21 protein-coding genes, 1 tRNA gene and 1 pseudogene are annotated in these 22905 nt (G+C 41.7%); 9 read left to right on the top strand and 14 right to left on the bottom strand.

Features of this window, described 5'->3' with window-relative positions; genetic code table 11:
* Window positions 1-172: 172 nt before the first annotated feature.
* Window positions 173-1027, top strand: coding sequence for a hypothetical protein (locus B3R63_RS04690; protein ID WP_119879211.1), 855 nt, complete (start codon window positions 173-175; stop codon window positions 1025-1027).
* Between the two features lie 315 nt (window positions 1028-1342).
* Here the strand turns inward: B3R63_RS04690 and B3R63_RS04685 are convergent.
* A tRNA-Ile gene (locus tag B3R63_RS04685) sits at window positions 1343-1419 on the bottom strand.
* A gap of 634 nt (window positions 1420-2053) precedes the next feature.
* Here B3R63_RS04685 and B3R63_RS04680 point away from each other — a divergent pair.
* Entirely contained in the window at window positions 2054-2266 is a 213-nt protein-coding gene (locus B3R63_RS04680; protein ID WP_005026360.1) for a hypothetical protein, read from the top strand.
* Between the two features lie 55 nt (window positions 2267-2321).
* Here the strand turns inward: B3R63_RS04680 and bioB are convergent, their stop codons facing one another.
* The 3 genes from bioB to queG form a co-directional block, all read right to left on the bottom strand.
* Entirely contained in the window at window positions 2322-3323 is a 1002-nt protein-coding gene (bioB, locus tag B3R63_RS04675) for a biotin synthase BioB (RefSeq protein ID WP_005019880.1), read from the bottom strand.
* 152 nt (window positions 3324-3475) lie between these two features.
* Window positions 3476-3649 carry a hypothetical protein gene (locus B3R63_RS04670; protein ID WP_005019882.1) on the bottom strand — a complete coding sequence of 58 codons (174 nt, stop codon included), beginning with the start codon at window positions 3647-3649 and terminating at the stop codon, window positions 3476-3478.
* A gap of 111 nt (window positions 3650-3760) precedes the next feature.
* Window positions 3761-4852, bottom strand: a complete 1092-nt coding sequence (gene queG, locus B3R63_RS04665; RefSeq protein ID WP_286728443.1) for a tRNA epoxyqueuosine(34) reductase QueG — start codon at window positions 4850-4852, stop codon at window positions 3761-3763.
* Window positions 4853-4877: 25 nt separating this feature from the next.
* Here queG and B3R63_RS04660 point away from each other — a divergent pair, with 25 nt between their 5' ends.
* Complete coding sequence (locus tag B3R63_RS04660) at window positions 4878-6341, top strand: NAD(P)H-hydrate dehydratase (protein ID WP_286728442.1); 1464 nt, start codon at window positions 4878-4880, stop codon at window positions 6339-6341.
* On the opposite strand, the gene B3R63_RS04655 is transcribed toward B3R63_RS04660, so the two are convergent.
* Both B3R63_RS04655 and ruvC read right to left on the bottom strand, forming a co-directional pair.
* Window positions 6338-6955, bottom strand: coding sequence for a LysE family translocator (locus B3R63_RS04655; protein WP_286728441.1), 618 nt, complete (start codon window positions 6953-6955; stop codon window positions 6338-6340). The genes B3R63_RS04660 and B3R63_RS04655 overlap by 4 nt on opposite strands.
* A 22-nt stretch (window positions 6956-6977) precedes the next feature.
* Window positions 6978-7523 (bottom strand): crossover junction endodeoxyribonuclease RuvC, encoded by a 546-nt coding sequence (gene ruvC / locus B3R63_RS04650; protein WP_005019893.1) that lies wholly within the window; start codon window positions 7521-7523, stop codon window positions 6978-6980.
* A 120-nt stretch (window positions 7524-7643) separates the two neighbouring features.
* Between ruvC and B3R63_RS04645 the strand changes: the two genes are divergently transcribed.
* Window positions 7644-8225, top strand: coding sequence for an FxsA family protein (locus tag B3R63_RS04645; protein WP_286728440.1), 582 nt, complete (start codon window positions 7644-7646; stop codon window positions 8223-8225).
* A 56-nt stretch (window positions 8226-8281) separates the two neighbouring features.
* Here the strand turns inward: B3R63_RS04645 and B3R63_RS04640 are convergent, their stop codons facing one another.
* On the bottom strand, window positions 8282-8479 hold the full coding sequence (locus B3R63_RS04640) for a hypothetical protein (protein WP_286728439.1): 198 nt from the start codon (window positions 8477-8479) through the stop codon (window positions 8282-8284).
* A 266-nt stretch (window positions 8480-8745) separates the two neighbouring features.
* Here B3R63_RS04640 and B3R63_RS04635 point away from each other — a divergent pair, with 266 nt between their 5' ends.
* Window positions 8746-9009 (top strand): hypothetical protein, encoded by a 264-nt coding sequence (locus B3R63_RS04635; RefSeq protein ID WP_005019902.1) that lies wholly within the window; start codon window positions 8746-8748, stop codon window positions 9007-9009.
* Window positions 9010-9156: 147 nt separating this feature from the next.
* On the opposite strand, the gene metK is transcribed toward B3R63_RS04635, so the two are convergent.
* On the bottom strand, window positions 9157-10323 hold the full coding sequence (gene metK / locus B3R63_RS04630; protein WP_005019905.1) for a methionine adenosyltransferase: 1167 nt from the start codon (window positions 10321-10323) through the stop codon (window positions 9157-9159).
* A 390-nt stretch (window positions 10324-10713) separates the two neighbouring features.
* Between metK and tkt the strand changes: the two genes are divergently transcribed.
* The 3 genes from tkt to B3R63_RS04615 all read left to right on the top strand — a co-directional run bounded on the left by tkt (window position 10714) and on the right by B3R63_RS04615 (window position 14288).
* Window positions 10714-12702, top strand: a complete 1989-nt coding sequence (gene tkt / locus B3R63_RS04625; RefSeq protein ID WP_286728437.1) for a transketolase — start codon at window positions 10714-10716, stop codon at window positions 12700-12702.
* A gap of 160 nt (window positions 12703-12862) precedes the next feature.
* On the top strand, window positions 12863-13414 hold the full coding sequence (locus B3R63_RS04620; RefSeq protein ID WP_286728435.1) for a DUF4385 domain-containing protein: 552 nt from the start codon (window positions 12863-12865) through the stop codon (window positions 13412-13414).
* Between the two features lie 274 nt (window positions 13415-13688).
* Window positions 13689-14288: a YceI family protein gene (locus tag B3R63_RS04615; protein WP_005019909.1), complete on the top strand. Its 600-nt coding sequence runs from the start codon at window positions 13689-13691 to the stop codon at window positions 14286-14288.
* A 92-nt stretch (window positions 14289-14380) separates the two neighbouring features.
* Here the strand turns inward: B3R63_RS04615 and B3R63_RS04610 are convergent, their stop codons facing one another.
* From B3R63_RS04610 to B3R63_RS04590, 5 genes are all read right to left on the bottom strand, one after another.
* Entirely contained in the window at window positions 14381-15106 is a 726-nt protein-coding gene (locus B3R63_RS04610) for a glutamine amidotransferase (protein ID WP_286728434.1), read from the bottom strand.
* Between the two features lie 87 nt (window positions 15107-15193).
* Entirely contained in the window at window positions 15194-16009 is an 816-nt protein-coding gene (gene eutC, locus B3R63_RS04605; protein WP_286728433.1) for an ethanolamine ammonia-lyase subunit EutC, read from the bottom strand.
* A 9-nt stretch (window positions 16010-16018) separates the two neighbouring features.
* Window positions 16019-17404 (bottom strand): ethanolamine ammonia-lyase subunit EutB, encoded by a 1386-nt coding sequence (locus B3R63_RS04600; RefSeq protein ID WP_286728432.1) that lies wholly within the window; start codon window positions 17402-17404, stop codon window positions 16019-16021.
* Window positions 17405-17420: 16 nt separating this feature from the next.
* Window positions 17421-18857, bottom strand: a complete 1437-nt coding sequence (gene eat, locus B3R63_RS04595) for an ethanolamine permease (protein WP_248132000.1) — start codon at window positions 18855-18857, stop codon at window positions 17421-17423.
* 210 nt (window positions 18858-19067) lie between these two features.
* Complete coding sequence (locus B3R63_RS04590; RefSeq protein WP_005406368.1) at window positions 19068-20579, bottom strand: aldehyde dehydrogenase family protein; 1512 nt, start codon at window positions 20577-20579, stop codon at window positions 19068-19070.
* Window positions 20580-20732: 153 nt separating this feature from the next.
* Between B3R63_RS04590 and B3R63_RS04585 the strand changes: the two are divergent.
* A pseudogene (locus B3R63_RS04585) lies at window positions 20733-21921 on the top strand (transcriptional regulator).
* A gap of 4 nt (window positions 21922-21925) precedes the next feature.
* Here B3R63_RS04585 and B3R63_RS04580 read toward each other — a convergent pair.
* Complete coding sequence (locus B3R63_RS04580; protein WP_286728431.1) at window positions 21926-22894, bottom strand: alpha/beta hydrolase; 969 nt, start codon at window positions 22892-22894, stop codon at window positions 21926-21928.
* Window positions 22895-22905 lie beyond the last annotated feature (11 nt).

Genomic DNA, 22905 nt, shown 5'->3' with positions numbered 1-22905 from the left:
TATAATAAAACTGATAGCGCAATACATTTAAGTAAGCTATTAAAAAATTATATTTAACTTTGTATTAAAGGATAACAAGGATTTTAATATATTATAAGGTTCTTTGTTTATTGATAAAATTTAACTCACCTATAATTTTATTAATTCCTGTAGAACAACGATGGAATATATAATGAAAAAACAATATTTATTATCTACAATTATCTGTGTAAATACAGGGTTGATCATTGGATGCCAAACAGTTTTACCTTATATCGATACTGCTAAACCGACCACTGCTCTAAAGACTTCTTCTGGAACACTGTCTGTAAATACAATTGTGCAAATGGTTTACCCTAAAATACTCAATGAGCCTCTGGCGCATGTGACACCCGTACTCAATGATTATTTTAAATCTTACCCTTATCAACAGTTTGAACCAAATATATTGGGTTTTTTTCATCCTAGTATTGAATATAAAAATCCACAAGGTGAAACTCGTTACCTGGTTATTGTTGAAAAAGTAAAAATCAATAATGGATACATTCAGGACTGCCGAGCCTGCTCAAGTACAGTAGATTTATTTATATTTAAAAAACAGGACAACCATTTCCAGTTAGTCAATTCAGCTTTAAATCAGAAAGATATCCCTACAGCCGATGGGCATTTGTATTTTAGTTTTAAACATGACTTACAGAAAAATTTAAGACCGTTTGGCAAAAACATGATAGGAAGTTATACGCTTGCCACTTTTACAGGTGCAGGGGGGCAAGAAATTTCGACTTGGTATGCGGTCTTGTTGCCTGAGGCCGGGAGAGTTCAAGTTCTTGAAATAGGCTCGGCAGGTAACGATACATCAAGTTACTATGCAGACCGTCCTGAGTTTGCATCCATTGTTACATCAACATTAAGAGTGGTTAATAACCAGAACACTTATTATCCTGTTGAAGTGACTTATATTAACCAGGATCAGCCAAAGAAGCCTTACAAAAGTCTATTTATGTATGATCAAGCCAAGCACCTCTATGTGGAATATGAAAAAAACTAATCAAAAGACCTTTTAGTTAAATAATAAATCAAACATTAAGTGATAACTTAAAAACAGACTATATTCCAAAATGAACCAATTTAATGATTTTAAATGATTAGACTAATCTTTAAGAATGACAGGCTAGTGAGATTCAAAATTAAAATATGAGTTGATTTATAAGTAAATTTTGCTTTAATTGTTCATATAAAAACTTTAAGAGATTTACTACTAAAAATATTAATTTATTAAAAAATGAATAGGTGGAATTATAAAGTTATATAAGTCAATATTAATAAAAAACCTCATAATTCACGAATCATGAGGTTTAATATATGGTGGGCCCACCGTGACTTGAACACGGGACCAACGGATTATGAGTCCGCTGCTCTAACCAACTGAGCTATAGGCCCTATAAATGCTTATATCTAAAGCATTTTTGCGATAGCAATACTAGCTAAATTCTCAAGTAAACACAAGCATTTCTCAAAAAAAACTGGAGAGATGCTGTTTTATTCATCAAATTTAGGAGATTAAAATGACCAAGCAAATAAATGCGGTGATAAGGAAAGTATTAGCTTGCCATAAAAAATTTCTTTAAGAAGTTAAGCTTAGTAAGTAATTTTAAACTNNAATTAAAAAATAATATTGGCTTTTTGTTTAATTCATGTTAATAAATAAATTGAAAGTACACAACAAACTTTCGATATCGTTTCAGGAAGAAACCATAACTATAGTAACAAGGAGCAAAACAATGTTTCAGTTGTTAAGAAAACTCTTCTGTATGCATGCCTATGAATATGAGCAGTTCTCAGAATTTAATGAGGTAAAAGAGTGTCGTAAATTCGGAGATCATAGGAACTAGATGTATATCTATTGGTTGAAGATATCCATGAACCTGGTATGTTTTAAACAAATCTAATTCGATTTTTATTATAAAACTTGAAGAATTTTATAAAGGCTGCTGTTTTCGGACAGCAGTCTTTTTTTATAATTATCTTGAATTCATTCAAAAATTTTAAAATTTGAAAGGCGATAGGAAATAGCATGACTAAGGATTTTAAAGCTGCAACTTATATTGTAGATGATAATCTTGCAGATACGCTTTGTTGGCTATGTCAGCATCAGGACAGTTTCGACAGTTTTTCTTATGATGTGCAGACTGGTGAGTTAATAGTGAATCATGCTGCAGGTAGTGATGTGATTCGTAAAGGTAATTATCTTAATGCAAGTTATGGTGTTTTACTGACGTCTTCCTAGAAAGCAGAGATATAAAAAAGCCCCAGTTTGGGGCTTTTTAAATTTATATATCTATTTAAGCTGACATGGCATCTATACTGAGTTCAGCAACTGTTGGCTTGGCTTTCTCGGCACTTAACCCCAGTTTATTAAAGAGGATACGGTCTTTGCCTTCACCTGCATTTGGTGTCGTTAAAAGTTTTTCTCCAGAGAATAAGGAGTTGGCACCTGCCATAAAGGCCAAAGCCTGATCTGAATCGGAAAGTGATTCACGCCCGGCAGAAAGACGGATATAACTTTGTGGCATGATAATGCGGGCAACCGCAATAGTTCTGATCCATTCGGTGACATCCAGTTTTTCAACATCAGCAAGAGGCGTACCTTCAATCGGTACCAGCATATTGATTGGTACGGATTCAGGATGAACTGGAAGAGTGGCCAGTTCATGTAGTAAGCCAATACGGTCCTGCTTGCTTTCGCCTAACCCGACAATACCTCCGCTACATACCTTCATTCCTGCCTGGCGTACATGGTCAAGGGTATCTAAACGGTCATCGAAAGTACGGGTACTGATGATATGAGAATAGTATTCACGGGATGTATCTAGGTTATGATTATAATAATCCAGTCCTGCATCTTTTAAACGTTCTGCCTGAGACTGATTCAGCATACCTAAAGTCATACATGTTTCAAGGCCAAGAGCCTTAACTTCACGAACCATTTCCAGTACATAAGGCATATCACGTTCATTCGGATTACGCCATGCAGCACCCATACAAAAACGAGAAGAACCAGACTCTAAAGCTTCTTTGGCTTCACGAATTACTTTTTCTACAGCAATACGTTTTTCTGCCTCAAGATTGGAATCATAATGCGCTGACTGTGAGCAATATTTACAGTCTTCCGGACACTTACCGGTTTTGATCGAAAGAAGCGTGCTGACTTGTATAGTATTCGGCTGAAAATTCTCGCGATGAATTCGCTGGGCTTCAAAAATCAGATCCAAAAAAGGCTGCTGATACAAAGCCTCAATTTCTTCTCGAGACCAATCATTACGTACCGGACGGGTGCTGCTCATATGTCTGTCCCTAGTCATTTATATAGTTCATTACTGTGCATATTAAGCAAAACCGATGCCAGCTTCATTAGCAAAATATGACGGAATATAAAAAAACAAAGCCCAGCGCATGGACTTTGTTCATTTAAATGTTTTTACCATATTAATTTTAATTATTCACGGTGATTTCCATGAATATTTTGATTTTGCAGATCCGCCCGATGCTGTTTATTCAGCGCGCGGTCGTCTTCTTCATGATGTGTATTTTGTGGCGGTTGTGGGGTGCCTTGCTGTTGCTGGTTTTGGGGCTGCTGATGTTGATTCTGGTCTTTATTTTGCTGATGCATGATAAATTCCTCTTCACAAAAATCATTTGGTATCTTTTTTATGCCATAAACGAGAGTATGAAAATGTAGGGCTTATGTGGGAAACTGTGAGGAGACGTAAAAATTGAAAGCTTATGATTTGCTGATCTGTTGTTCAATTGCCCAGTCAATGTGATGGTTTACAATTTCATCATGTTTTGTTCTGGCCTGTTCAAGCTGCGCTATAATTTCAGTTGTATAAGGCGCATTTCCAAGGCCAATTGCAATATTACGCTTAAAGCTCTGGTAGCCGGTCCGTCTTAAGGGGCTACCTTCAGTGTTTTTAAGAAAAGTTTTTTCATCCCACTGCCATAGCTCCAGCAGGCTGATATTATCTAAACCATTACGTGGATTAAAATCTTCTATGGTGGCTTTTTTTGCAAAACTATTCCAAGGGCAGATTAGCTGGCAGTCATCGCAACCAAAAACCCGATTACCAATACCATGGCGTAATTCCTGAGGAATAATACCTTTATACTCAATAGTTAAATAAGCAATACATTTACGTGCATCCAGCATGTACGGCTCAACAATAGCTTGAGTCGGGCAGATATCAATACAGGCCGAGCAGGAACCACAATGCGCAGTTGCCGGTTCATCAAAAGGCAGATCTAGCGAAGTAAAAAGTTCCCCAAGTACAAAGAAAGAGCCGGATTTTTTATGAATTAATAGGGTATGTTTACCTGTCCAGCCCATCCCGGCACTTTCTGCCAGCGATTTCTCAAAAATAGGCGCCGAGTCTGCAAAAGGACGTGATTCAAAGTTTCCGACCTTGTCGCGAATACGGCTGGCTAACGTTTTAAGTCGTCCACGCATGATTTTATGATAATCACGGCCACGAGCATAGCGGGCAATAATGGCCGAGTTGGGTTCATAGGGTACGTAGCGCGGTTTGGGTGTTTCTACCAGATAGTTCATGCGAACACAGATAATACTTTTAGTTCCGGGCACCAGCAGGGCGGGATCAGCACGTTTTTCTAAATTTTCCTTTAAGTAATCCATATCGGCATGATAGCCTCGATCCAGATACTCCTGAAAACGGACCATTTCTGCTTGGGCATCAGGCTTGGCGACCACGCAGTCGGCAAAGCCCAGATCAAGTGCCTGAGACTTGATCCATTGCTTGAGTGCCTCGGCATCCAGCTGTGCCAGATCAATTTTTCGGGAAGGTAAAGATTCGGACATAAACCGGATAGGAAGGAAAAAAATAATGCTGAAACAAGTGTATCATAGCCAGGCAATTCAAGCATGGGAACGACGCTGGTTTAGCCAGAAAAACTCTTCTTTTGGACTGATGCAGCAAGCAGCCTGGCAAATGAGCCAGTATATTATTCAGTGCCTTCAGTATAAAAAGCTTGCTCCGCGTATTGCAGTCTGGTGCGGACAGGGCAACAATGCCGGGGATGGCTATCTGGTAGCAGCTTATCTGGCGGGCGCAGGCTATGATGTTGAAATTTTCGCGGCTGTGCCAGGAGAGTCGGCAGATTTACATTCGGCAATCCAATATGCACAGAGGCAGCATATAAAAATTCATAACAGTTTCGATGTTCCAGAATATTTTAACTGTCATATTGATGCTTTATTTGGAATTGGGCTAAATCGTATTTTGGATGAGGACTGGCAAAAGATTATCTATAGTCTTAACCAGAAAACAGGTCTGAAAATTTCAATTGATATGCCTAGTGGTTTACAGGCAAATACAGGTAAACCCTTACCTTGTGCCGTCAAGGCGGATCATACCTGTACACTGTTGGCTTTAAAAGCCGGATTATATACCGGGCAGGGCAAAGAGTTTTCTGGTCAGGTTCAACTTTTATCCCTTATCCCTGTAGATGATAAACTAGAATCAACAGCAAGCCTGTGTCCAAAGCAGATTCAACTACTAAAACGTCAAGCCTCAGGGCATAAAGGCAGTTATGGCCATGTGCTGGTGGTGGGTGGACATGCCGATATGGGAGGAGCTGTGATTATGGCAGCCGAAGCTGCTTTTGCTGCAGGTGCCGGAAAGGTTACTGTGGTCTGTAACAGTAAACATCATACCCCCATTCTGGCCCGTTCTCCCAATATCATGCTTAAAGATATTCATGACTTAAATAAAGTCTCTATTTGTGAAATATTGAGTCAAGTCGATGCAGTTTGCTTCGGTATGGGATTAGGACGTGATAACTGGGCAGGTCAGCAGTTTCAGCAATGGTTTCCTGAACTAAAACAGGCTAAACAGCTAGAAGTGGTACTTGATGCTGATGCGCTCTGGTTTTTAGCCGCAGCTAATGCCAGATTAGATACTCACTTTTATGCGACGCCCCACCCGGGTGAGGCAGCAAAATTGCTGGGTGTAAAAGTCAGTGAGGTTGAAGCAGACCGGATAGCGGCTATTCATCAGTTGAAGCAGAAATATCAGGGCCAATGGGTACTCAAAGGTGCAGGCAGCCTCATATTAAGCCAGCAATTGTGGATCTGTACTGAAGGTAATCCGGGTATGGGAACAGGCGGCATGGGAGATGTTTTATCCGGTATGATAGCCGCATTAAAAGCACAGTTCCATGACAATATTCATTTATATGAGATCATCAGCCTGCATGCTCAAGCAGGCGATATACTGGCACAAAGTGGTGAACGTGGTTTACAGGCCCAGCATATGCCTCAGGCAATTTATCAGGTGGTAAACCGTTAGAGCAGACTGCCTAGACCGCTATACAAGCCATATATTGCAATGGTAAACAGTAAAATACCACATATCAGTAGAATTCTCTGATATGCAAAAGAATGGCTAACTCGCTTAAATAGCAAATAGACCAGGCTCAAGGTCATAAAATCCAGAATTATCCAGACCAGAGTTAATAGAAATAGACTCTGGTTTATTTCCGGCATTATCTGAATAAACTGTGGAAAAAATGCACTAAAGAACAGAATATCCTTAGGATTCGAAATACCTACCAGAAAACCCTTAGTAAATCCGCCGAATTTGGGGTTCAACATCTGGATTTCAGCCTGATGCTTCTGTTTGCTGTCTTGGATTAGTTGCCAGCCTAAATATAAAATATAAAGACTGCCTAGACATTTCAAAATATCCAGAAAAGAAGCATTTAGTGAAAGAAAACCTTTCAGAATAAGTGCTGAAATAAAAATCAGTACTAGGGAGGCTGCATTAGTTCCTAAAATAGTTTTAAAAGCTTTTTGATAGCCGGCCTGTAGGCCTGTACCAACCACCAATAATAGTACCGGGCCGGGGATAATAATCATCAGGACGACACTACTGATGTATAAGAGTAACTCTAAATGGTTCATGTCTTATCCAGTAGAAATCATTTTAACGGCGTCGACTACTATTACGGCTCCGGCCACGAGCCATACCACCCAGCACATTTAATACAGCAAGTTTGCTCATGCTGCCAGAAGCATGTGCATGACAAATGGCGGCAGCCAAGGCATCCGCAGCATCCGCTTGTGGGCGAATTGAGAGGTTTAATAGTTTCATTACCATCATTTGTACCTGTTCCTTGTCCGCAGCACCATAACCGACAACAGACTGTTTGATCTGTCTAGCCGTATATTCTGCAACTTGTAAGTCAAGATTAACCAAAGCTGCAATAGCGGCACCTCGTGCTTGACCGAGTTTCAGGGCAGAGTCCGGATTTTGTGCCATGAATACTTGTTCGACGGCTGCTTCCGTTGGTCCATGAAATTTCACAATCCGCTCAATGCCCGCAAAGATACGTTTCAAGCGTTCAGGCATATCCTGGCTTTCTGTACGAATAGTGCCGGCATCAATAAAGCGTAATTTATTTCCTTCTTTTTCAATGATTCCATAACCTGTTAAACGTGAACCGGGATCAATACCGATAATTAATGACATACTGGGACTTTAAAAATGGAATAATGCCCTTATTGTTACATAAGCGTATTAAAAAAGCTTGAAGGTGATGCATTACCTGAAGGCTACACACTTTATTTTGTTGAGATTAGATTAATTTTCATGAAATTATTTCTTACTGTTTTTGCTGTCTTGGTCTTGGAAATACTCGTCTGGATCGGTGTGGGTGACCTCGTTGGCAGTATGTGGTATGTATTTTTCTGGTTTATTGCTGCCTTTTTTATCGGTATGAATCTTATCCGGAAATACTCTGCGGGTGTAATGCCACAGATGCAACAAATGCAGATGGGGCAAATGAGTGCAGATCCGTCATTGACTAATAATCTTCCAAAAATTATGGCCGGGTTTTTACTGCTTGTTCCCGGCCTCATTACGGATGTGCTCGCAGTGCTGATTTTGATTCCAGCTGTACAGAGAGTTTTCCGTGATGCACTCATGAAAATTATGGCTAAACGTCAACAGGCTATGCTTGAAAAAATGATGGGTGGAATGATGGGTGGTAATATGCAGAATATGGGCGGTAGCGGACAGAATCCATTTGCTGACATGATGCGACAGATGCAGGATATGCAGAACCAACAGGGCGGAAAAGGAGGGCGTGACTCTACCATTATTGATGGCGAGGCACGTGAAGTAACACCTGATGCTAAGAAAATAGAATTAAAAGACGTTAAACAAAAATGATTTATCGATAAATTTATAAACCGGATCTAATGATCCGGTTTTTTAATGAAAGTATTTTAACCTTCATCCTCTATCTCACTTATTGCATCATTTTCTGGTTTTTCATCTTTATATTCAGGGTGATCGTCAGCTGATGGCGCAACGCAGTTATAGGTACGAGGGCGGAGTGCGGTCTGTGAATTTTCGGAATTTTTATACTTTTGGCTCCGGTTTGCCCGTTCACGAAAGCCACCTTTACTGATTAGCTGGACCATATCTGGAGTCTCCTTTGGCAAAATGGCAGTTTAACAAAATATCATGCCAACATTAAAATAGTGTAGTTCTCATCAAGAGAAAAATTACTGAATATTTTTATCATACATTGTTGCTGCTATCGTACTGTCGATTTAAATGCTTTTGCCTAGAATTTATGCATTGTAATTGCAATTTCTTTACCATAAGATAATAGTAGTAATACCTATTGTACTCAGCAGTTGTGTAAAACTCACAATAACAAAAACGATAAAATAGGAGGATACCTATGTTGTACCAATATCATTGTGCATGTTGCAATAAAGTGGTTTCATCAACAGAAAAAGAATGCCCTGCTTGCGGCTCTCACTCCATTCGGAGCCCTTTCGGGTTCTGGATGTTTTGTATCACTGCATGTCTGGCAGTAGTCATGACGATTACAGTAGTTCAGGTGTATTTTCAGGATCATCAGGATGTGCCTGTACAAACAACCTTGCTAGATGTACTTAACCATGACCGGACACCAGCTCATACTTGGACTAAGCCTCAGTAGGATTATCATAAATTTTTAGAGGTGAGGAGATTTTGCGCTAAAGGATGGGCAATTAAACAAACTTCTTACAGCCTGCATGGGCATAATCTATAAAAAAGCCAATTGATTTCAAATCAATTGGCTTTTTGACTGGTAACTCAGTAAATTTTAAAGACCAGCAGAGGCTTTAAGTGCTTCTACTTTGTCTGTTTTTTCCCAGGTAAATGCAGTATCTGAGCCTTCACGACCAAAATGACCATAAGCAGCTGTCTGCTTGTACATTGGTTGAATCAGGTTCAGCATACGGGTAATGCCATAAGGACGAAGGTCAAAGTGCTCACGTACGAGCTGAATGATTAGCTCTTCTGAAACCTTGGCAGTATTAAATGTATTGATTGAAATAGAGGTTGGCTCTGCAACACCAATAGCATAAGACACCTGAATTTCGCACTTTTCAGCAAGACCTGCAGCCACAATATTTTTAGCTACATAACGTCCTGCATAAGCAGCAGAGCGGTCAACCTTTGAAGGATCTTTACCGGAGAAAGCACCACCGCCATGACGGGCCATACCGCCATAAGTATCAACAATAATTTTGCGGCCTGTTAAACCACAGTCACCTACAGGACCACCAATCACGAACATACCGGTCGGATTAATATGGAATTTGGTTGCTACATGGAACATTTCTGCAGGAATCACCGGTTTGATAATTTCTTCAAGTACTGCTTCTTTTAGCTGTGCCTGAGTAATTTCCGGATCATGCTGGGTTGAAAGAACTACCGCGTCCAAACGCACCGGACGGCCATTTTCATAGGCAAACGTGACCTGGCTTTTTGCATCTGGACGTAACCATGGCAGAGCACCAGAACGACGTAATTCTGCCTGTCGTTCCATCAGACGGTGAGCATAGGAAATAGGTGCTGGCATCAGCACGTCAGTTTCACGACTGGCATAACCAAACATTAAACCTTGGTCACCTGCTCCCTGATCTTCAGGTTTCTGGCGATCAACCCCCTGAGCAATTTCAGGAGACTGCTTGCCAATCATATTGATGACAGCACAGGTTGAACCATCAAAACCTAAATCAGAATGATGATAACCAATTCCATTAACGGTCTGGCGAACGATCGCTTCAACGTCAACATTGGCAGTTGTTGTGATTTCGCCGGCAAGTACAACTGCACCCGTTTTTACTAACGTTTCACAAGCAACCCGCGCATATGGGTCTTCTTTTAAGATTGCATCCAAAATGGCATCACTGATCTGGTCAGCCATTTTATCCGGATGGCCTTCGCTTACAGATTCCGAAGTAAAAACAGCGTACTCGCGCATGAAAGTCCTATCGCAGTTATTTCAAAAGACGGAATATGTTACATCGACTTAGACGTTTGGACTAGCTGTAAATGATGAAAATCTCTTGTTTCAAGCTGAAATAGCTGCAACTTCCACCAGCTGTTCCAAGAAAACAGCAAATATTCATCATTATATAATTTAGTGATGAATATTGCATTTTTCTTCATAAGCAAGAATGTTTGTACTTTATATTCTGTTTATAGCTGACTTTTAGTGCCTTATACGTATGATAAAAGGGCATTTGCAGAATACTTAACAAGAAATGCCGTCTTCACCCTTTACCCTCAACCGTTTTTTTAAGACAATATGCACTATCGCATAATTCTCTATTCATTTTCTTTTTCTGACGAATTTATTGGAATCTGACCTATGACAACCCCCCTTAATGAACGCCGTATTGCAAATGCAATTCGTGTACTCGCCATGGATGCAGTGCAAAAAGCAAATTCTGGACATCCAGGCGCGCCAATGGGGATGGCAGATATCGCTGAAGTGGTTTGGCGTGATTTCTTGAGCCACAACCCGACCAACCCGCAGTGGGCCAACCGTGACCGCTTTGTCCTTTCAAATGGTCATGGCTCAATGCTGCAATATGCTCTTCTGCATTTGACAGGTTATGACCTTTCAATCGAAGATCTAAAAAACTTCCGTCAGTTGCATTCAAAAACTCCGGGCCATCCAGAGTTAGGCTATACACCAGGTGTTGAAACAACTACTGGGCCTCTAGGTCAGGGTATTGCAAATGCAGTAGGCTTCGCACTTGCTGAAAAAACATTGGCTGCACAGTTCAATAAAGATGATATTAAGGTAGTTGACCATTATACCTACTGTTTCCTGGGTGATGGCTGTCTGATGGAAGGCATTTCGCATGAAGTCTGTTCACTGGCTGGAACTTTAGGTCTAGGTAAACTGATTGCCTATTACGATGACAACGGCATTTCAATTGATGGTGGAGTTGAAGGCTGGTTCAGTGATGATACACAAAAACGCTTTGAAGCATATGGCTGGCAGGTTTTACGTGTAGACGGTCATGATACCGAAGCTATTCGTCAGGCAACGATTGAAGCTAAAGCTGAAACTCAGAAACCAACTTTAGTTATCTGTAAAACGATTATTGGATTGGGTTCGCCAAATAAACAGGGTAAAGAAGACTGTCATGGTGCTCCGTTGGGACTGGATGAAATTACACTCTCCCGTACGACTATGGCATGGACCGATACAGATTTCATTATTGCTGAAGATGTCTATAAAGCTTGGGATGCTAAAGCAAAAGGTCAACAGGCTGAAGCTGAATGGAATGAGATTTTTGCCCAGTACCAAGCAAAATATCCAACCGAAGCTGCTGAATTATTACGCCGTTTAAATGGTGACTTGCCTGAAGAATTTGTTGCCAAAGCAGATGCCTTTATTGCGGAAGTTAACAGCAAAGAGGAAACCATCGCTTCACGTAAAGCGAGCCAGAACACACTTCAGGCATTTGGTCCGTTGTTACCAGAACTGTTAGGTGGCTCTGCTGACCTTGCCGGGTCAAATTTGACCTTATGGAAAGGCTGTGAAGGTATACAGACTAATCCGGCCGGTAATTATGTGTACTATGGTGTACGTGAATTCGGTATGACTGCAATCGCCAATGGTGTAGCACTGCATGGCGGGTTTATTCCTTACGTGGCGACTTTCCTCATGTTCATGGAATATGCGCGTAACGCCGTACGTATGTCTGCACTCATGAAGCAACGTGTCATTCATGTTTATACGCATGACTCAATCGGTCTGGGGGAAGATGGCCCGACGCATCAGCCAATCGAACAAATTGCTTCGTTACGTTCTACGCCAAACCTGAATACTTGGCGTCCAGCAGACACTGTTGAAGCTGCAGTTTCCTGGAAATCTGCTTTACTACGTAAAGATGGTCCATCTGCCTTGATTTTCTCCCGTCAAAATCTGCCATTCCAGCAACGTACTGAAGAACAGATTCAGAATGTAGCCAAAGGTGGTTATGTTCTGGCAAAAGAAAAAGGCGAGCTAAAAGCAATTATTATTGCTACAGGCTCAGAGGTATCCTTGGCAATGGAAGCATATGCACAGCTTGAAGGTGTACGTGTAGTGTCTATGCCATGTGCCGAAGAATTCATGAAACAGGAAGCGGTATACCGTGAATCTGTACTGCCTGCCCATATTCGTGCCCGTGTTGCAGTAGAAGCAGCACATGTGGATTACTGGTGGAAGTTTGTCGGGCTGGACGGTAAAGTAATTGGTATGACCACCTATGGTGAGTCCGCGCCTGCTAAAGACCTGTTTAAGTACTTTGGTATTACTACTGAAGCTGTTGTAGCTGCGGTAAATGAACTGACTGCCTGATTCTTTGGGTAAGATAAAAAAGCGCTCTTAATCAGGGCGCTTTTTTATTCTGGCTTTAAAAGTATGACTGAGTAAATCCAGTATAACTTACGCATTACTACTTTATTTGGACTGTTTTCTATTTTAAAAATAAATTAAGTAGTTCAGATTATTTTAAAATATGACAGAGCAGCCATCTCAAGAAAAAAAGATTCCGCGACGAACAGCCCGGGTAAAATCAGATAGCTTTGATTATTCGCTCGACTTTAAAAAGATTAACTTTCGTCAGCACCCTGAGCTTTATGAAATTGGCCGTGGAGAGCAGGGTGTTTTACTGGTAGAGCCCTATAAATCCGAGATTTTGCCTCACTGGCGCTTTGCTGATATTGAAAAGGCTGAGCAGAGCAGTCAAAAAATTTATCAACTATTTCTGGACTATTTAAAGCAGCAAGATTTTGTTGGCGCAGATATGGCCCGAAAATTTTTACAGATGGGTTATACCCGTGCCCGGCGTTATGCAAATCATAAAGGGGGAAAAAAATATCAGGGGCCTGTGCCTAGTGACAAAAAAGGTCTTAGTGGCGCTCATGGCCGGCAGGCATTACCACGCGATACTGAGGATCCAATTAAAGCTGCGGCAGCACGTATTTTTAAAGAGAAATGGGATCTGGCAAAACAGCATAAATTATATTTGAAGCTGAGACAAAAATTTATAGAAGACTATAAAAATTAATAGAAAAGACTGGTTCGAGATGAGTTAAAGAAAAAATCTGGTGAACTACACTCAACCATCTTATTAGAATTGTAAAAACAAAAAATATACGAATTTTACTAACTCTTTGTTACTGTAAAGATTAAATTAAGTGAACAGAAGAGTTATTTAAATTCTTCTTCATAATGATGATTTTTATACGTTCTATATATGAGACGGTACGTTTTAAGCATAAGACTGTAATTTATTTTTCAATCTCTACAATAATGTTTATTCTTCTAGTGAGTTATAAAAAATGAAATCTTTAAAAGTTTTTGGTTTAGGTCTGGCAGTTGCAGTTACAACTACTTTAAGCATGGCTAAACCGGTGGATTATAAAATTGATCCAACACATACTGCGACAGTGTTTTCTTGGGACCATTTTGGTTTTTCCACACCGTATGCCAATTTTTCTGATATTCAGGGTACAATTAAGGTAGATAACGCAAAACCTGCCAACTCATCTGTAGATGTGACTATTCCTGTTTCCAGCCTGAATACGAATGTAAAGGCTTTAGATGAACACTTGGCTAAAGCTGAATGGTTTGATGCTGCAAAATATCCAACTATTACCTTTAAAAGTACTAAAGTCGAACCTAAAAAAGACAAGAAGCATTTTAAAATTACCGGTAACCTGACGGTAAAAGGAATTACTAAACCAGTTGTACTAGATGCTGTGTTAAATAAGCAAGGCGAGCATCCAATGACAAAAGCTCAATCGATTGGTTTTAATGCTACGACTTCATTTAAGCGTTCTGATTTCGGAATTGCAAGCTATGTCCCGAATGTTGGTGATAAAATCACTGTACAAATTACGACTGAAGCTTCTGTAGCTCAGGCAACACCTAAAAAATAATAGATGTTTTCTATGCTGAAAAAGCGCCCAGTCGGGCGCTTTTTTATATTTTAAATTATAAATAATCTTAAAATATAGATTACCGGAAGAACTTATTTATTCACTGTTTGTTCAAGACCATTCAGGAATTTTTGAATAACAAGTGCACACTGCTGTTCAAGCTCATTTGCATATTGCTCATGGTCAGCACGCAATTGGTTAACAGAGAGTTTCGCCTGCTTTAGCTCGCAGGTATGTCCCACCAGCCAAGGCTCAAAAGAATCTCCGGCAACTTCCAGATGGAACTGTAGCGCCAGAATATTTTTGCCGAGGGAAAAAGCCTGATTTTTATATAAAGTAGAACTGGCAAGTAAAGTAGCACCAGCCGGTAAATCAAATATATCGCCGTGCCAGTGCAGAACAGCCGTATTTGCTAAAGGTGCTAATGGATTATCCTCTGTCTCATTGAAGAGCAGTGTACTCCAGCCTATTTCTTTTTGCGGGCCTGCATAGACTTTAGCGTTCAAGGCATAGGCAATCAATTGTGCTCCTAAACATATACCCATAGTAGGCAGGTCGGATGCAAGCCGCTGCTTTAAAAGATCAATCTCGATCTGTAAAAACGGATATTCTTCAGTTTCATATACACCAATTGGGCCGCCAAGAATAATGGTTAGACCTGCATGTAAGAATGCCGGTTCAAGCGCATCTACGCCAGCTTCAAAGTAACGTACACGATACCCCAGTTGATAAAAAAGATCTTCCAGTGATCCTAGATCTTCAAAGGCAACATGTTGAACAACGTAAATAGTTTTAGGAAATACAGATTGCTTTGACATTGTTTAAATTCGTATGCTCGGTTGGCAATATTCTAAGGCGAATTAGTGCTCAAGCAGAGCACTATTTTTATTGAATAATTGAAGAGGTCAAAAAAGATATTTTACAGACTGATTTTTTATTTCAGTATTTAGAGTATGTTCATCTTTCAGATGGACACCTGAAAGTTGAAGCCGGGCTGATTTTTGCATAAGCGCTATTAAGCGTTGAGCAGCTACATGCAGGGAGAGCCCTGCAGGGCGGATATTGGAAATACAGTTTCGGGCAGAATCCTGACAGCCAGTTTTAGCTTGCCAGGTATAATAAACGCCCATACTGTCGGGGGAACTTAAACCTGGACGTTCACCAATAAGCATGATCAACATTCTGGCCTGAAGCGTTTGTGCAATTTCGTCCCCTAGAGCAACCCGACTGCCTGTAGCCAGAATGACCGGTGCAAGCGACCAGCCTTGCTGTTGCACTTCCTGCTGCATTAACTGTATAAAAGGTATGGCATTTTCTTCAATTGCCAAAGCGGACAAACCATCGCCTGCGACAATAACTACATCGAATGTTTGAGCTGACTTTGTTACATATTCTTTGACTAATGTCCGCGATTCATCAGACAGTACCCGGCCAAGATCAGGATGTTTTAAGTAAAGCTCTTTATTGCTGGCTTGGCTTTGCACATGTATGTGTTCTAACTCTAACTGCTCAAGCTGTTGCTGAAGTTTGGGAATATTAAGCTGACACAACACGGCATCTTTAGCTTGTGCATGTGCTAGCTGGAATTTTAGAAGCTCATTTGTGGGGATACTACAACCTGCGCGTCCCAAGGCAATGCGGGCATCTGTAAAACGTTTGAGCTGTGCCCAGTCATTTTCATGCAAGGCAGCAGAATAGTGGGTGTCCGGATAAAGTTTCATCATTTCTCCTTATGATTTTAGAAGTCTGGAGAACTGTTCGGGCATTTGCTTTGCCCATTCAATCTGTTGATGCTGCTGACGGAGAATTCCTTGCTGCTCCAGCCAGTGAGCGAACTCTGGTGCTGGCTGTAATCCTAAAAGCTGGCGAGCGTATAAAGCGTCATGAAAAGATGTAGTCTGGTAGTTCAGCATAACATCATCTGAACCCGGTATTCCCATAATAAAATTGATTCCTGCTGTGGCCAGTAAGGTCAGCAGGGTGTCCATATCATCCTGATCAGCATCAGCATGATTGGTATAACAAATATCACAACCCATAGGTAAACCCATGAGCTTGCCACAGAAATGGTCTTCCAGACCGGCACGGATAATCTGTTTGCCATTGTACAGATATTCTGGACCAATAAAGCCAACTACAGTATTTACTAAAAAAGGATTGAACTTGCGTGCAACCGCATAGGCCCGTGTTTCAATGGTCTGCTGGTCAACCCCGTGATGAGCATTACTGGACAAGGCACTTCCTTGGCCAGTTTCAAAATACATGACATTTTGCCCTATTGTCCCACGTTTAAGGCTTAAGGCGGCTTCATAGCCTTCCTGTAACATGGCCAGTGAGATTCCGAAGCCTTGATTTGCAAGTTCAGTACCGGCAAGCGACTGAAACATCAGATCAACCGGAACATTCTGGTTGGCCAGATGAATGCCTGAACTGACATGGGTCAATACACAGGACTGGGTTGGAATCTGATAATCCTGAATGATATGGTCCAATAGTTTTAAAAGCTCAGAAAGATTCTGTAAATTGTCAGTCGCAGGATTAATTCCAATGACTGCATCACCATTGCCGTACATGAGTCCATCCAGAATACTGGCTGAAATACCGAGCAGGTCATCTGTAGGATGGTTTGGTTGTAAACGGGTAGAAAGACGGCCCTTTAAGCCTACGGTATTACGAAAGCGGGTAATAATTTCACATTTGCTCGCTACTAGTATTAAATCCTGATTCCTCATGATTTTACTAACCGCTGCCACCATTTCTGGTATTAAACCCGGGCTTAGTGCCTGCAGTTTTTCAGTAGTTGCCTCTGCACTGAGCAGCCAGTTTCGAAAGTCGCCTACGGTAAAATGTGCAATCGGGTAAAAAGACTGTGCATCATGTTCATCAATAATTAGCCGAGTTACTTCATCAGTTTCATAATCGACCAGTACTTCATTTAAAAAATTTTTTAATGGAACTTCAGCGAGAGCCATTTGTGCAGCGACTCGCTCGGTTGCATTTTGCGCAGCGATTCCAGCCAGTTCGTCTCCCGAACGTAGCGGTGAAGCTTTAGCCATCAGAGTCTTTAGATCTGGAAAAATATAGTTCTGTTGAGCGATTGTGGTCTGATAACGCATAAGAATCTATCCCTTTTTAAAGTTCCTGTTCTGCCTTTCTGATATTTTCAAACTCTTCTTCAGGTGTTCCCTGTACCAGCCGATGGCGGCTATAAACCAGAAAATAGACAATAAAAGCTATATAAATTCCTGCTGCTATAAACCAGACTTTTGGATCAACCAGAAAACCTGCAATGACTGCAATTAAGGCCAGTATCAAAGCAATACCTGATGTCACTATTCCACCTGGAGTCTTATAAGGCCGATCCATATCTGGACGAGATAGACGCAGTTTGATGTGTGAAAGCATCATCAGAACATAAGAAATAGTCGCACCAAAAACAGCCATAAGAATCAGCAAATCACCTTCACCAGTAAGGGACAGGGCAAAGCCAATAATTCCAGGAATGATAATTGCCAGATAGGGAGCTTTATTTTTATTGGTTAAAGAGAGAGATGTTGGCAGATAACCGGCACGGGACAACGCAAAAATCTGACGAGAATAGGCATAAATGATAGAGAAAAAACTCGCAATCAGACCTGCCAGTCCAACAAAGTTGACAAAACCTGCAAGCCGGGTATGTTCACCATATACGGCAACCAGGGCATCCACCAAGGGAGCTCCAGAGTCTTTTAACTGGTTTGCTCCAGCTGCGCCAGCACCTAAAAACAAAATAAGCAGGGCAAATGCTGCCAGTATCAGCATTGAACCAATCAGACCACGGGGTAAGGAGCGGGTTGGGTCTTTGGCTTCTTCAGCAGCTAACGGTACACCTTCGACTGCCAGAAAGAACCAGATGGCATAAGGTACGGCAGCCCATATTCCTAAATAACCCATCGGTAAGAAAGCACTGGCACCGGCTTTGTCAGATACTGCAATATTAAACAGGTTTGCACTGTTAAAGTGCGGGATCATGGCTATAATAAAGACTAGCAATGCCACAGCAGCAATTGCGGTAATAGCAAAAATAATTTTTAATGCCTCACCAGCACCTTTAAGGTGTATGCCCATAAAGACCAGATAACACACCAGATAAATGATCCAGCCACCCACACCAAACAATGATTCACAATATGCACCAATGAAACAGGCGATGGCTGCAGGTGCAATAGAGTATTCAATCAGAATAGCAGTACCGGTCAGATATCCGCCAAAAGGTCCGAATGCGGTACGGGCAAAACTGTAGCCTCCTCCGGCGGTAGGCAACATGGTGGCCATTTCTGACATAGAGAGACACATGCACAGATACATGACTGCCACTACTACTGTCGCAATAAACATACCGCCCCAGCCACCTTGTGCGAGGCCAAAATTCCATCCGGCGAAATCTCCTGAAATCACATAGGCAACACCTAAGCCGACCAGCAGCAGCCAGCCGACTGCACCTTGTTTAAGTTGCCGTTTGGCAAAATATTCTTCTTGGGTGGGCAGGGTAGAAGAAGCAGTTGCATCGACAATCTTTGGATTGTTCATAATGTACTCCATTTTTTATTATGTTTGATCTGGTCATAAAAGCAATTTTAGTACCAAGATCTAAAGCAGGCTTCCAAGCCTGATATACCATTCTGTTTGAGTAGCAGTTTTATTATTTTGCTAGATTTATAAATTAGTAAAAGTTCAATATCGGAAAAGATTTACGGCTACCTGAGGTAGCCGTAAATAAAATAAATCAATTTGGAATTCCTAGAAGAAGCCAGCTGGTTTGGTTGAGTAGCTTACCAGCAAGTTCTTGGTTTGCTGGTAATGATCAAGCATCATTTTATGATTTTCACGGCCAATTCCTGATTTCTTGTATCCGCCGAAGGCAGCATGAGCAGGGTAGATGTGATAGCAGTTAGTCCAGACACGACCTGCTTCAATCGCACGGCCTGCGCGGTAGGAAGTATGGGCTGAACGTGACCAGACACCTGCACCTAGACCATAGATTGTGTCGTTGGCAATTTTAATGGCTTCATCAAAATCTTTAAAAGTAGTTACCGACAGCACAGGACCAAAAATTTCTTCCTGGAAAATTTTCATGCTGTTATCACCCTTGAAGATCGTTGGTTCAATATAGAAGCCTTGACCCACCTCATTACGCTGTCCACCACCTACCAGTACCTGAGCACCTTCTTCGCGTCCGGTAGCAATACATCCTAAAATTTTATCCTGCTGCTCTTGAGAGGCCTGTGCACCAATCATGGTGTCAGTATCTAGCGGGTGGCCCGTCTTGATGCGTTTAACACGTTCTACGGCCATTTCCAGGAACTGGTCAGCAATTGATTCCTGAATCAGGGCACGTGACGGACAAGTACAGATTTCGCCCTGATTCAGCGCGAACATGGTGAAACCTTCTAAAGCTTTTTCCAGATAGTCATCCTGCTGATCCATAACGTCAGCAAAGAACAGGTTTGGTGACTTACCGCCAAGCTCCAGCGTAACCGGAATAATATTTTCGGTTGCATATTGCATAATCATCTGGCCCACTTGGGTTGAGCCAGTGAAAGCAATTTTTGCAATACGCGGATTGGTTGCAAGCGGGCGACCTACTTCAACACCATAACCATTTACAATGTTTAGAATACCTGCCGGCAACAGGTCCTGAATCAGTTCAGCCAGAACCAGAATACTGACTGGTGTCTGTTCAGCCGGTTTTAGTACGATACAGTTACCGGCAGCCAGCGCAGGTGCAATCTTCCATGCTGCCATCAGGATGGGGAAGTTCCATGGAATAATCTGGCCGACTACACCAAGCGGCTCATGAAAATGATAGGCAATAGTATCTTCATCAATTTCAGAGATCCCGCCTTCCTGAGCACGGATACAGCTGGCGAAATAACGGAAATGATCAATTGCCAGTGGAATGTCGGCTGCTAGGGTTTCACGGATAGGCTTGCCGTTATCCCAGGTTTCTGCTACAGCAAGTTGTTCAAGGTTGGCTTCTAAGCGATCTGCAATTTTGAGAAGCAGGTTTGAGCGTGTTGTTGGTGACGAGCGATTCCATTGCTCTTTGGCCTTATGCGCGGCATCGAGTGCAAGTTCAATATCTTCAACAGAAGAGCGGGCAACTTTAGTAAAGACTTTGCCATCGACTGGCGAGATATTTTCGAAGTATTCTCCTTTTACCGGAGCTACCCATTCTCCCCCAATGAAGTTGTCATATTGAGCTTTGAACTGAACTTTTGAACCAGGTTGATTAGGATCGGCATAACGCATGTTTATCTTCCTTTGCTTATAATTTAATTTGTGTAGCTGCGAATTTTTATACCGCTTTGGTATAAGGCTACTTTCGCATACTATTTATTTAGCATATAAAAAATAAGGTTGGAGAAAGGTTGGAAAAAGTGACAATTTGCAAGGAATGTACAAATGTTTACAAAACAAGACCTGCAGCAACAACGTAGTACCATTGAAAAGCTTAGGCACAGTAGCAGTCTATCGCCTGGAAATGCCCAGAAGCTCAGTCAGAGTATACTTAGTTCCTGGCAGCGTTCGGCTACAGCCGAGATACCTAAAGGCCGGGTAGCTGCACCCTTGCAAGATTTAAAATATATTCCAGGTTCTGCTAATCCCTTAAAGCTTGCGCTGGAACATTGTGCTGAAGATTTACGTCATGTGGCTGAACAGTCTGCCATGGTAATTGCAGTAGGGGACATCGGAAGTACAATTATCTGGTCAGCATCGAGTGGACAAATGCGTAATGCAGCAGAAAAAGTGCATTTCGTTGAAGGCGGGCAATGGCGTGAAGAACTGGTAGGAACCAACGCGCTGGCTTTAAGTTTAAAAACCCAGCAGTCTTCCTGTGTGTTCTCTAACGAGCACTATATGGAGTCTATTCATGACTGGGTCTGTTATGCAGCACCTGTGATTGATCCGTATTCTAGACAGGTTCTGGGAGTGATTGATTTATCAACAACCTGGGATCATCATAACAGTCTGGGGCTGCTGGCCGCAGAGCGCTGCGCATCAATTATTCAAACTGCTTTGATTGAACATCAGAAACAGCGTTTGTATATTCGTGCCTTTGCTGTACCAAAAGTTATTTTTAATGGTAAAGGACTGGTTCTTACACCACGGCAAATCGAGATTTTAGCCATTTTGGCTTTATGTCCTCAAGGTCTAAATCTGGATAATTTACATCAGGCACTCTATGGTGAGCGCAAGATCAGCATGGGAACCTTAAAAGCAGAAATGTCACAATTACGTGATGTACTGGGGGGAATGCTGGGTTCGCGTCCTTATCGCTTGCTGGCGCAGGTTGAAGCAGATTTNNCAGGCTGAACAGGCACTCGACGCTGGTTATGTTGAAACAGCGATTCAGGCCTGTCGTGGAATTTTCCTGGCAAAGACCGAAAGCCCATTTTTATGTGCCTGGCGTGACTGTCTCGAATCACGTTTAAGTGAAGCAATTTTCCAGTCGAATCAGAGCGATGTGCTGCTTAAGCATATTGCCCACGTCCCGGAAGCAATTGATGCCATTGAACGGCTGGCCGATCTCTTGCCTGCCGGCCATCCTGCCCATCAGTTAGTATTGAAATACCGGGAAATACAGCAATAAACTGTTAAAGTTCCTGTTCGTCTAACCAGTCAAACAATTGTCTGTAGACCTGCATACGTACAGGTTTTTGTGATAGCACCAGATCATGTAAGCCATTTTTTATAGTTTGAATGGTTACCTTGCCCTGAATCTTTTGTGCATATTTTTTGATATCTCTGACATTCAGAATTACATCACTATTGAGTGCAGTCTTGTTCCAGCGTCTCGGATTCTTAGTCTGGTGAGAACGCATAATCAGTACAGGCACCCTGATTGTTATGCCCTGATGAATTTCTTTTTGTGCCTCAAAAATAGCGTGGATAAAACTTAATTCAACCTTTGGATAAGCCTGAGGTTTCCAGTTCAGATCAAAATCCCATTCACCATACCACTTTTGATGCAGACTCGGGACATACCAACGGTTTAAGCCACTTGGAAAGCGTAATTTAGGCAAATATTTAGCCACCTGACTCAGCGCCGGCAAACCAAATTTTTTCTCAATAGCTGACAGGTTAAAATCATAAAATGGACTGTTTAGCCACAGAGCCTTAATTAGAGGATGCTCTGGGTAATGAGCTGCATACAAAGTGCTGATCAGCCCGCCAGTTGAGTGACCTGCCAGCAGGACCATATCATGCTGTTCCTGCTGAATCTGTAGCAGTGCCTGAGTGATCTCAGCATCATATTCCTCTAGCTCTTTAACACGGTAGAGTTCCTGATGAGGCAAACATGATCGGCCATAGTTATGCAGATCAAGAGCGTAAAAATCAAAGCCATGCTGATTAAATTGCTCTGCCATTTCAGTTTGGAAAAAATAGTCCAGAAAGCCATGAATATAAAGCACAGCCTTGCGGGTAGCTTGAGCGGCCTTTTTACGGACTAACGTCGCAATTACCGGGCCGGAGGTATGAGCTTGTACATGTAGGCGCAGCTGCTGGTAGCCTTCACCTAGCACGTCCGGTTGGTAATTTATTACTGTTTTTGGGGAAGTCATAAGAAAGATTA

The sequence above is a fragment of the Acinetobacter sp. UBA1297 genome (genome assembly GCF_002307755.1).
Taxonomy (GTDB): domain Bacteria; phylum Pseudomonadota; class Gammaproteobacteria; order Pseudomonadales; family Moraxellaceae; genus Acinetobacter; species Acinetobacter radioresistens.
Note: the sequence above shows the minus strand (reverse complement) of the source record. Positions and strands in the feature narration are given on the sequence as shown.

Excerpts from the sequence above, each read along its gene's own strand:
- B3R63_RS04690 (WP_119879211.1), top strand. The coding sequence starts at position 173 with ATGAAAAAACAATATTTATTATCTACAATTATCTGTGTAAATACAGGG.
- B3R63_RS04680 (WP_005026360.1), top strand. The coding sequence starts at position 2,054 with ATGACTAAGGATTTTAAAGCTGCAACTTATATTGTAGATGATAATCTT.
- bioB (WP_005019880.1), bottom strand. The coding sequence starts at position 3,323 with ATGAGCAGCACCCGTCCGGTACGTAATGATTGGTCTCGAGAAGAAATT.
- B3R63_RS04670 (WP_005019882.1), bottom strand. The coding sequence starts at position 3,649 with ATGCATCAGCAAAATAAAGACCAGAATCAACATCAGCAGCCCCAAAAC.
- queG (WP_286728443.1), bottom strand. The coding sequence starts at position 4,852 with ATGTCCGAATCTTTACCTTCCCGAAAAATTGATCTGGCACAGCTGGAT.
- B3R63_RS04660 (WP_286728442.1), top strand. The coding sequence starts at position 4,878 with ATGCTGAAACAAGTGTATCATAGCCAGGCAATTCAAGCATGGGAACGA.
- B3R63_RS04655 (WP_286728441.1), bottom strand. The coding sequence starts at position 6,955 with ATGAACCATTTAGAGTTACTCTTATACATCAGTAGTGTCGTCCTGATG.
- ruvC (WP_005019893.1), bottom strand. The coding sequence starts at position 7,523 with ATGTCATTAATTATCGGTATTGATCCCGGTTCACGTTTAACAGGTTAT.
- B3R63_RS04645 (WP_286728440.1), top strand. The coding sequence starts at position 7,644 with ATGAAATTATTTCTTACTGTTTTTGCTGTCTTGGTCTTGGAAATACTC.
- B3R63_RS04640 (WP_286728439.1), bottom strand. The coding sequence starts at position 8,479 with ATGGTCCAGCTAATCAGTAAAGGTGGCTTTCGTGAACGGGCAAACCGG.
- B3R63_RS04635 (WP_005019902.1), top strand. The coding sequence starts at position 8,746 with ATGTTGTACCAATATCATTGTGCATGTTGCAATAAAGTGGTTTCATCA.
- metK (WP_005019905.1), bottom strand. The coding sequence starts at position 10,323 with ATGCGCGAGTACGCTGTTTTTACTTCGGAATCTGTAAGCGAAGGCCAT.
- tkt (WP_286728437.1), top strand. The coding sequence starts at position 10,714 with ATGACAACCCCCCTTAATGAACGCCGTATTGCAAATGCAATTCGTGTA.
- B3R63_RS04620 (WP_286728435.1), top strand. The coding sequence starts at position 12,863 with ATGACAGAGCAGCCATCTCAAGAAAAAAAGATTCCGCGACGAACAGCC.
- B3R63_RS04615 (WP_005019909.1), top strand. The coding sequence starts at position 13,689 with ATGAAATCTTTAAAAGTTTTTGGTTTAGGTCTGGCAGTTGCAGTTACA.
- B3R63_RS04610 (WP_286728434.1), bottom strand. The coding sequence starts at position 15,106 with ATGTCAAAGCAATCTGTATTTCCTAAAACTATTTACGTTGTTCAACAT.
- eutC (WP_286728433.1), bottom strand. The coding sequence starts at position 16,009 with ATGAAACTTTATCCGGACACCCACTATTCTGCTGCCTTGCATGAAAAT.
- B3R63_RS04600 (WP_286728432.1), bottom strand. The coding sequence starts at position 17,404 with ATGCGTTATCAGACCACAATCGCTCAACAGAACTATATTTTTCCAGAT.
- eat (WP_248132000.1), bottom strand. The coding sequence starts at position 18,857 with ATGAACAATCCAAAGATTGTCGATGCAACTGCTTCTTCTACCCTGCCC.
- B3R63_RS04590 (WP_005406368.1), bottom strand. The coding sequence starts at position 20,579 with ATGCGTTATGCCGATCCTAATCAACCTGGTTCAAAAGTTCAGTTCAAA.
- B3R63_RS04580 (WP_286728431.1), bottom strand. The coding sequence starts at position 22,894 with ATGACTTCCCCAAAAACAGTAATAAATTACCAACCGGACGTGCTAGGT.